The organism is Streptomyces sp. OR43 (assembly GCF_008042275.1).
Taxonomy (GTDB): Bacteria; Actinomycetota; Actinomycetes; order Streptomycetales; family Streptomycetaceae; genus Streptomyces.
This window is the reverse complement of sequence record NZ_RDBK01000043.1, coordinates 1,453,780-1,463,309: the sequence shown is the minus strand read 5'-3', so window position 1 is coordinate 1,463,309 and position 9,530 is coordinate 1,453,780. Positions and strand designations below refer to the sequence as shown.

Genomic DNA, 9,530 nt, shown 5'->3' with positions numbered 1-9,530 from the left:
GTGACCGTCCACAGCCGTTCCTCGGTCTCCATCCAGCTGAACCGCTCGTGCACGCGCTACGAGGCGATGGTCGGCGTGGACGATCTGACCATGGGGCTCGGCTCGGTGCGGGAGCCGGTGGAGCGGGAACGGGCGGCGTCGGTGTCGGCTTCGGAGGCGTGGGAGTCGGAGGCGTGGGAGTCGGCACCGCGGGCGCCACGGCCGGGGGGCGGGCGACCGGCTTCGCCTCGGGGCGCGGCTGGTCGTCCCCGACCAGGGCCCAGACGAGCCCGGCCGCGGCAGCTACGGCGACCGCGGCCGCGATGCCGGCCTTCGCCGGAGCCCCGAGCCCCTCGGAGGCGGCGGCGCCTCCTGCGGAGCCCGCGGACGAGCTGCCTCCGGTCGCCGCGGCGGCGGCCCCCGCACCGGCGGCACCGACAGCGCCCCCCGCCACGATCCCGGCGGCCTTGAGCGCGTACCCGGCGGCGAACCAGCCGATGACCGCGACCGGCAGCAGCGCCGGGATCCCCGCGTTGACATGCGCCAGTTCGCCTGCCGCGAGCCGGCACTTCTCGCAGGAGTCCAGATGGCCGCGCAGACCACGCTCGGCCCGCATCCGAAGGCCCCCACGGGCGTAGGCGCCGAGCCGGTCCGCGTAGCGGGCGCAGTCGCCGCCGGAGGTGAGCGCCTGGCTCACATGGGCCTGCAGATAGGCCTGCTTGAGCCCTTCACGGGCACGGCTGGCCAGCACCGACGTGGCGTTGGCCGTCAGTCCGAACAGCGGCGCGATGTCGCTGGGCGACTCCTCCTCGACGGTGGTGTGCCACAGGACGGCCTGCCAGCGCTCCGGGAGACTTCGGAAGGCCTGCATCGCCATCGACTGCTCGGCCTCGTGCATCGCCATCACGTCGGCGCCGAGATCGAGCGTGTCCGCGTCCGACACCTCCGAGGTGCGCGACGCCTGCGCGGCGAACACCGCGAAGTCGTCGACCAGATGCTCGCGCTTCGCGGTCTTCGTCCACGCGGCGGCGACATGCCGGACCGCCGTCATCAAGTAGGCCCGTACGGCCTCCTCGGGGCCCTTGCCGCCCCGGACCGCCTGCAGGGTCCGGGCAAAGACCTCGGCCGTCAGGTCATCGGCGGTGTGCGCGTCGCGGCAGCAGGTACGCGCATAGCGGCGCACGGCGTCGGAATGGCGGCGGAACAGCTCCTCGTACGCGAGGTCGTCGCCCTCACGCATCCGCTGGATCAACTGGGCGTCGGAGGGGGCGAGCCCGGAGGCGTCCCCGGCAGCCGCGTTGCCGGGGACCCGCTGCATGGGTACGGCGGCCGCCGCGGCGGCATCGATCGCGTCCGTGTCCCCAGCCGGCGACTTCTCGACCGGAGCGGGCGGCCACGGCCCGGGCAGGACGGTGCCACCGCCCTCGTCCCCGGCGCCCTCATGGTCGGTGACCTCGCCGCCGGTGCCCGAGCGCCGGGGCCCGGCCTGACTCGGCACCTGAGGCCCGGACGGCCCGCCCGTCTCCGTGGCGCCGCCGGCGGACCCACCGTCGAGCGACTCTTCCTGCTGCCCGTCACCGCTCATCGCGGACGCCCCCGTATGCGCTGTCGGACCCGAACACCGGGCAAGCGTGCCACAGAGCACCCGCCCGGCAGCCCTTCAGCCCCGGCAACCACTCATCCGGGGCGCTTTCCCGATTGCACGCACTAGTGGGCACCCATTCGGGGAAGGAGTAACGGGAAATGTTGACGGGGCAGTTGGGGCGGAAGGGGCGGAACACTACGAGCGCGACGGAAGTGCTCACTCCGGACCAAGGCGGCCCACCGGGACAGGAACGGCATCACCCGGACCGGGACGGCCACCCGGACAGGAACGAACCGCACCACCCAACGGGGCCGCGCCGGACCGGGACGGCCACCCGACAGGGCCACCCACCCGACCACCCGGAACGGCCCCCGGGCCCGGACCGTCCCACCCCTGCGCAACACCCGGCAGTTCGACTGCGCAGCACCGCCCGCCGCCGGCACCACTGCGAAACACCAGCGGGGCACTACCCGGCAACACCACTGGGGCAACACCACTGGGGCAACGCCACCACGCAGCCAGCACCCACCAACGCCACCACGCAGCAGCGCCACCACGCAGCAGCGCCACCACCGAGCAACGCCACCGGGCAGCGCGCACTCACACAGGGCGCGAGCGCAGTCCCTCCAGCAGGATGTCCAGCAGCCGGGCCGAGGCCGCCGCCTGCTGGGCCGCGTCGGGCAGCGAGGGCGCCGCCGTCGCGATGACCAGCAGCACATCGGCCACCGTCACATCACGGCGCAGCTCACCCGACGCCCGAGCCCGGTCGACCAGCCGGCCCACGACCTCCAGCAGATCGGCCGCTCCGGCGCCGAGGTCCTCGCTCGCGTCCGCCGGTACGGAGAGGCGATCGGCCACCCGCAGACCCGCCTGGCCCGCGGCCTGTCCTGCCTCCTGGCGCTGCTGGGGCACCCGGGGTTCGTCCCACGTGCCACCCGGCGCACCTTCCGCGGCCCCCGCGGTACCCGCATCGTCGGCCACCGCGGACTCATCGGCCTCGACACCGACCCGCAGTATCTGCGGAGGCAGCAGCCGCCCGGCCCCCGAGGCCACCGACGTCCGCAGGAAGCGCGACAGCGCCGACCACGGCTCCTCCTCCTGCCCCAGCGCGGACCGGGCCTGGTCGGTCAGCCGGGCGGTCTCCTCCTCGGCTATCCGCCGCACCAGCACGTCCTTGCTGGGAAAGCGCCGGTACACCGTTCCGACCCCGACCCGGGCACGTCGTGCCACGTCCTCCATCGGAGCGCCGTAACCCAGCTCGCCGAACACCTCGCGCGCGGCCCGCAGCACATGTTCGAGATTGCGCTGCGCGTCCACGCGCAGCGGCGCCGAGCGGCCGTGTGTGCCGGCCCCGCCGGCCTGCGCGCCGAGCGCGGTTCCGAGCGTGCTCACGGTCCCCGGCGATGCGCCGGTCGCGTCCGCTCCCGGCCCGCTCACCGTGCCGACTGCCCCGATCCGTCCGTTTCCTTCGGACGCGACCGCAGCAGTCGGCCAATGCGATTCCTGAATATGCATAACTGTTCCCCCGGTTATGACGTCTCCCCCCGGAGACTCCCGCCGTATCAGTCGAGGGTGGACCAGTGGTCACCGTCCGACACCCCGACGACATACGAACATAGTTGAGCCAGGGTCAATTCAGAAGGGGGCAGCCCCCCGGGAGCGTCCTCCGGCCGGAGCACCGACCGGCCGGTCACCCGCCCGAACCCCTCCCACCGTCCTCCCCGCAACCCCTGACCTGCGGGACTTCCGCATATACGGCACTACCTCCCGCCGCGGTCCGTACAGAACCTGCGGTCACACAATTTGCCGGGGCTGTGGACAAACTCCTGCGCACGTTGCGTCATGGGGTGGTGATGGCTTCAGATTCCGGGGGAACACCCCCCGGCCCCCCGCCGGGCGTGCGCATTCTCGTCGTCGGTGGGGGCTATGTCGGGATGTACACAGCGCTGCGTCTCCAACGGAAGCTGAAGCAGAGACTGAGAAGCGGTGAAGCGGAGATCACCGTCGTCACGCCGGACCCTTATATGACGTATCAGCCGTTCCTCCCCGAGGCCGCCGCAGGTTCCATCTCACCGCGTCATGTCGTCGTGCCGCTGCGCCGGGTCCTCGCGCACTGCACCATCGTCGTCGGGGAGGCCCGGCGCATCGATCACACCAAGCGCACCGCGACCGTCACCACCCTCGCCACGGCCGAGGACGGCACCGGCGCCGTGGAGATCCCGTACGACGAGCTCGTCCTCGCCCCCGGCTCCGTCTCGCGCACCCTCCCGGTCCCCGGCCTCGCCGAGCACGGCGTCGGCTTCAAGACGATCGAAGAGGCCATCGGACTGCGCAACCACGTGATCGAGCAGATGGACATCGCGTCGGCCACCCGCGACCCCGCCATCCGCGACGCCGCCCTCACCTTCGTCTTCGTCGGCGGTGGATACGCGGGAGTGGAGGCGCTCGCCGAACTGGAGGACATGGCCCGCTACACCGCGCGGTACTACCACAACATCAAGGCCGAGGACCTGAAATGGATCCTCGTCGAGGCGACCGGCCGCATCCTCCCCGAGGTCGGGGAGTCCATGGGCAGGTACGCGGTCAGGGAGCTGCGCGGCCGCAACATCGACGTACGCCTCGACACCCGGCTGGAGTCCTGCGAGGACCGGATCGCCGTGCTCAGCGACGGCTCCCGCTTCCCGACCCGCACGCTCGTGTGGACCGCCGGAGTCAAACCCGCCCCCCTGCTGGCCCGCACCGGTCTGCCCCTCAACGAACGCGGCAGGCTCGTCTGCACCGCCCGGCTCACCGTCGAGGGCACCGAACACGCCTGGGCCGCAGGTGACGCCGCCGCCGTACCCGACCTGACGGCCGCCGAACCGGGCAGGGAGACCGCGCCCAACGCCCAGCACGCGGTCCGCCAGGCCAAGGTCCTCGCCGACAACCTGGTCGCCGCGATCGACGGCCGCCCGCTCAAGGAGTACCGGCACAGCTACGCGGGATCCGTCGCCTCCCTCGGACTCCACAAGGGCGTCGCGCATGTGTACGGCCGCCGGCTCAAGGGGTATCCGGCCTGGCTCATGCACCGCACATACCACCTGAGCCGCGTCCCGACCTTCAACCGGAAGGCCCGGGTGCTGGCCGAGTGGACCCTGGCCGGACTCTTCAAGCGCGAGATCGTCTCGCTGGGCTCCCTGGAACACCCCAGGGCCGAGTTCGAAATCGCCGCAGGCAGGCGCCCCCGGCCGGACGACGGCGACTGTCAGTAGGGTCCGACACACTGGACGTGTGACCATAGGTGGGCTCACATCTGCACAGAGTGACCCGGCAGGCAGCGACCGACAGTGACCATCGAGGAAGGCCGTCCCAGGGGCAACGGACCGCCACCGCATACTTGTGACGCCCCGGCAGAGGAAGCAGCCCGCCCGAGCGGACCAGACCGACACACGAGGCAATGGATTCCGTGAATTTCACGCGTTGGAGCGCCCGCCTACCCGGTACGCAGCGCCGGGCCGCCCGGGACGACCGCAGTCCCGTACCGGCGGCCCGCGGCGAGTACGCACAGGCCGACACCGGGTCGGGCCCTCCGGACGGCGATCCCGACGGCCCCGGCACCCGGTCCACCGGACCCACTCTGGAGGACCTCTCCGCCCGCGACATCCTCGGCCGGCTGCCGGCCCTCGTCGCCCTGGTCCACGGGCCCGATCACCGCATCACGTACGTCAACGACGCCTACACCGCGGCGTTCGGCCCCCGCCCCTTCGACGTCCCCGCGGCCGAGGCGATGCCCGAACTCACCGAGCTCAGCCTGCTCCCCCTGATGGACCAGGTCCTGCGCAGCGGTACGCCGCGCACGGTCAAGTCCCGCAAGGCCGGCAGCGGCCACTCGTACACGGTCACCTGCACCCCCGTGCGCCATGAGAAGGACAAGGGCCACGAGGGCGGCGTCCTCGTCTACGCCGCGGATGTCACCGACCACGCCGAGGCGGCGGAGCGGCTGCGCACCAGCGAGAGCCGGCACCGCAGGACGGCTGTCACCCTTCAGCGCTCGCTGCTCCCGCAGGAGCTGGAGCAGCCCGACGACCTGCGGATCGCCGCCACCTACCAGCCGGGCGGGACGGACGCCGCGGTCGGCGGCGACTGGTACGACGTCATCACCCTCGGGGCGGGCCGCACCGCACTGGTCATCGGGGACGTGATGGGCCGCGGGGTGCGGGCCGCGGCGGTGATGGGCCAGTTGCGCACGGCCGTGCGTGCCTACGCCCGCCTCGACCTCCCGCCGCACGAGGTGCTGCAGCTGCTCGACGGGCTGGCCGCCGAGATCGACGCCAGCCAGATCGCGACCTGCGCCTACGCCGTCCACGATCCCAACGAGGGCCTGCTCGTCTACTCCTCCGCCGGTCACCTCCCCATCCTGGTACGGGACGAGGACGGCACGGTCCACCGTGCCGAGGACCCGACCGGCCCCCCGCTCGGCACCGGCGGCTGGATCCACACCTCGGGCACGATCGCGCTGCCGCCCGGCTCCACAGCCGTCCTCTATACGGACGGCCTGGTCGAACGCCGCAGCGAGGACATCGACGAGGGCGTGGCCTCGCTGGAGCGGGCGCTGTCCGGCGCGAAGGGGTCGCCGCAGGTGGTCTGCGACCGTCTGATGCGTTCCCTCAACATCACCGCGGAGCACGACGACGACGTGGCGGTGCTGGTCGTCCAGCACCCCGCCCGCACGGGAGCGACGGCGGAGCTGTTCCACAACGCCTCGCTCGATCTGCTCGGCGGCATCGAGGCCGCCCCGCGCGCCCGCGCCTTCGCGACGGGCGTGCTGACGTCCTGGCGTTTCCCGATGGAACTGTGCGAACTGGGCGTCCTCGCCGCCGGTGAGCTCGTGGCCAACTCCCTGCAGCACGGGACGCCGCCGATGCGCCTTGCCCTGCGGCGCACGGACCGCAGACTGATCATCGAAGTGACCGACGGCGACGACCACCTGCCGCGCCGCCGCCGCGCCGAACCGGGGGACGAGGCGGGGCGGGGCATCTCCATCGTCGAGTCGATCGCCACGTCCTGGGGCAGCCGCCGCACACCCGGCGGCGGCAAGGCGGTCTGGTGCGAGTTCGCCCTGCCGCAGTAGCGCGGACCCGTACGGTCAGTGCACGGCGGCGACGGGCACCGGCCCGTCGGCCGGCGCGTTCTCCGGCAACGAAACGGCCACCACCCGCGACGGCGCGGCCGCGAGCGAAGGCTGGTCCTGTACGGGGGTGAGCCGCCGGCCGAGCCGCAGCGCGAGCACCGTGATGCCCAGCGAGAACAGCACGAACGTCACGATGTACGGCCCGTGCAGCGAGGCCCCCATCGGGCCGCCCACGGCGGGTCCGACCGCCAGCGCCAGCTGCTTGCAGAGCGCGAACGCCGAGTTGTACTGACCGACCATCGACTCCGGCGCCAGATCGGCGACCAGCGGCGCGACGGTCGGGGACAGCATCGACTCGCCGAGCCCGAACAGCGCGTAGGTGGAGATCATCGCGGCGGTCGCCATGGTCTGGCTGCCGTGCCCGAGGCCCGCGTAGCCCGCCACGATCCAGGCGAACGCCCAGATCAGGCCGACCGAGGCGATGACCCGGCTGCGCTTGCGGCGCTCCACCAGGCGCAGCACCACGAACTGGGCCACGACGATGACGGCGGTGTTGGCGGCCAGCGCGATCCCGAGCGTCGAGGGCTGGATTCCGGCGGCCTCGGTGCCGTACGCCGCAAGGCCGGACTCGAACTGGCCGTAGCAGGCGAAGAACACCACGAAGCCCAGCACGCACAGCTGCACCATGGCCCGGTGCGAGAGCAGTACCCGCAGCCCGCCGCGCGGAACACTCCCGTCGGCCGTTGCTTCCTTCGCAACAACGGTGGGACGGGGCATCCGCACGGTCGCCGCGATGGCGCCGAGCACGAGAAACATGACCGCTTCGATCAGGAACAGCATCGTGAAGGAGGAGGCCCGGCTCGTGTCCACGATCAGCCCGCCGACCAGGCCACCGATGCCGAGTCCCAGGTTCTGCAGGAAGAACTGCATGGCGAAGGCGCGGGTACGGGTCGTGGCGTCGGAACAGCGGACGAGCATCGTGGCGAGGGCCGGCTGCATGACAGCGGTTCCCGCACCCAGCACCGCCGCGGACAGGACGGAGGCCGTGACCTGCGAGGAGAAGCCCAGCGCGACAGCGCCCAGGGAGGCGACGGCCGAGGCGACGACCAGTACGGGCAGTGGCCCGCGGCGGTCGATGACGCGGCCGGTGAACGGTAGGACGGCGAGCGCTGCCATGGCGAAGACCGCCAGCACGACTCCCGCCGTACCGGCACCGAGATCCCGTACCTGCGCCACGTAGACGTACAGATACGGAACGGTGAACCCCAGCCCGAACGCGCTCAGCGCGCTCCCCAGCTGGATCCGCCGCAGTGCTGCACCCATTTCCCTGGTCACACTCACCTACCTCAAGGTCTAGAAACCGCGCCATGAACGACTTGAACCCGAAGACTTTAACACTAAAGTTAGAACCTCAACAATACAGATCGAAGGACTTCGACGGGTACGGAGGGCGTGCCATACTGCCCGCCATGTCTGACACCACGGAGCCCGAGCTCCAGGAGCCGAGCCTCGACGAGCAGATCGCCGCCTACCAGCGCGAGTTCCGCGACCTGGACCCGCAGGTCGAGCAGGTCGTCTCCGCCCTCGGCCGGCTGAACCGCCGGATGAACGTGGCGTACGGACGGCAGGTCGCCGCCCTCGGCATCAGCAACGCCGAGTGGGAGGTCCTCAAGACCCTCGTCCTGTCCGGTGCGCCCTACCGACTGGGCCCCGGCGAGCTCGCCAAGCGCCTCGGCCTCACCCCGGCCGCGATGACGCACCGCATCGACCGCATGGCGGGCGAAGGTCTCGTCACCCGTGACCGCGACGAGAACAACCGGGTACGCGTGATCGTCGAGCTGACGGACGAGGGTCGTACGAAATGGCTGGAGGCGATGCGGATGGCCACGGACTTCGAGGAGGACCTGCTCCAAGACCTCTCGGGCGACGAGCGCGGAGCCCTCGGCGAGATACTGATCCGCCTCCTGCGCCGCGTCGAGCACGCCCAGCCGGACGCCGGCGGGCGCCTCACCGACCTGGGCTGAGTCGGCCCTGCGCAGCCCTGCCGGGGCTGCCAGGGAGGGGGTTGACACGACCCCGCGGGATCCGTAAGGTTCTTCGAGTTGTCCCCGAGCCGGAACGGTTCTTCGACAACCATCCGCCGCGAATGCGGCACCCACTCTCGACACGATCTCTCCCACTCGGGACCAATTTCGGCATGCCGAAATTGATTGCGAGGACTCGATTATGAGTCGCCGGGAAAATTCGCTAGAGTTTGAGACGTCGGAACGGCCCAACAGCCGGAAAGACAAACCCCGCTGACTGGGAATCAGGCCCGAAAGGATCTGATAGAGTCGGAAACGCAAGACCGAAGGGAAGCGCCCGGAGGAAAGCCCGCGAGGGTGAGTACGAAGGAAGCGTCCGTTCCTTGAGAACTCAACAGCGTGCCAAAAGTCAACGCCAGATATGTTGATACCCCGACCTGTTTCGGCAGGTTCGAGGTTCCTTTGAAAGTCCTGGCAGGCCTTCGGGCTTGGCAGGCAATGCACACAGCGAGGACATAGTGAACGACCGGTCCTATTCCGACTYGGTTGTTCCGCTCTCGTGGTGTCTACCCGATTACGGGAAAACATTCACGGAGAGTTTGATCCTGGCTCAGGACGAACGCTGGCGGCGTGCTTAACACATGCAAGTCGAACGATGAAGCCTTTCGGGGTGGATTAGTGGCGAACGGGTGAGTAACACGTGGGCAATCTGCCCTTCACTCTGGGACAAGCCCTGGAAACGGGGTCTAATACCGGATAATACTTTCTCTCTCATGGGGGAAGGTTAAAAGCTCCGGCGGTGAAGGATGAGCCCGCGGCCTATCAGCTAGTT

The 9,530-nt window shown here is 70.6% G+C and carries 5 protein-coding genes, 2 pseudogenes and 1 other annotated feature; of the genes and pseudogenes, 4 read left to right on the top strand and 3 right to left on the bottom strand.

Features of this window, described 5'->3' with window-relative positions:
* Positions 1-60, top strand: a pseudogene (locus tag EAO72_RS43305) (hypothetical protein); the annotation flags it as partial.
* Between the two features lies 1 nt (position 61).
* On the opposite strand, the pseudogene EAO72_RS25170 reads toward EAO72_RS43305, so the two are convergent.
* Positions 62-1,564 (bottom strand): annotated as a pseudogene (locus EAO72_RS25170) (sigma-70 family RNA polymerase sigma factor); the annotation flags it as partial.
* A 600-nt stretch (positions 1,565-2,164) separates the two neighbouring features.
* Complete coding sequence (locus tag EAO72_RS25160) at positions 2,165-3,079, bottom strand: TetR/AcrR family transcriptional regulator (protein ID WP_148019509.1); 915 nt, start codon at positions 3,077-3,079, stop codon at positions 2,165-2,167.
* A gap of 419 nt (positions 3,080-3,498) precedes the next feature.
* Between EAO72_RS25160 and EAO72_RS25155 the strand changes: the two genes are divergently transcribed.
* Both EAO72_RS25155 and EAO72_RS25150 read left to right on the top strand, forming a co-directional pair.
* Complete coding sequence (locus tag EAO72_RS25155) at positions 3,499-4,815, top strand: NAD(P)/FAD-dependent oxidoreductase (protein ID WP_410090501.1); 1,317 nt, start codon at positions 3,499-3,501, stop codon at positions 4,813-4,815.
* A gap of 194 nt (positions 4,816-5,009) precedes the next feature.
* On the top strand, positions 5,010-6,674 hold the full coding sequence (locus EAO72_RS25150; protein WP_148019507.1) for an ATP-binding SpoIIE family protein phosphatase: 1,665 nt from the start codon (positions 5,010-5,012) through the stop codon (positions 6,672-6,674).
* A 15-nt stretch (positions 6,675-6,689) separates the two neighbouring features.
* Here EAO72_RS25150 and EAO72_RS25145 read toward each other — a convergent pair whose 3' ends face one another.
* On the bottom strand, positions 6,690-7,997 hold the full coding sequence (locus EAO72_RS25145) for an MFS transporter (RefSeq protein WP_148022023.1): 1,308 nt from the start codon (positions 7,995-7,997) through the stop codon (positions 6,690-6,692).
* A gap of 146 nt (positions 7,998-8,143) precedes the next feature.
* Between EAO72_RS25145 and EAO72_RS25140 the strand changes: the two genes are divergently transcribed.
* Positions 8,144-8,698, top strand: coding sequence for a MarR family winged helix-turn-helix transcriptional regulator (locus tag EAO72_RS25140; protein WP_148019506.1), 555 nt, complete (start codon positions 8,144-8,146; stop codon positions 8,696-8,698).
* 699 nt (positions 8,699-9,397) lie between these two features.
* Positions 9,398-9,515, top strand: a sequence feature (16S ribosomal RNA rRNA prediction is too short).
* The last annotated feature ends 15 nt before the right edge of the window (positions 9,516-9,530 follow it).

Bases quoted from the DNA above. Each gene is read 5' to 3' on its own strand.
- EAO72_RS25145 (WP_148022023.1), bottom strand. From the start codon at position 7,997: ATGGGTGCAGCACTGCGGCGGATCCAGCTGGGGAGCGCGCTGAGCGCG.
- EAO72_RS25140 (WP_148019506.1), top strand. From the start codon at position 8,144: ATGTCTGACACCACGGAGCCCGAGCTCCAGGAGCCGAGCCTCGACGAG.
- EAO72_RS25155 (WP_410090501.1), top strand. From the start codon at position 3,499: ATGTACACAGCGCTGCGTCTCCAACGGAAGCTGAAGCAGAGACTGAGA.
- EAO72_RS25160 (WP_148019509.1), bottom strand. From the start codon at position 3,079: ATGCATATTCAGGAATCGCATTGGCCGACTGCTGCGGTCGCGTCCGAA.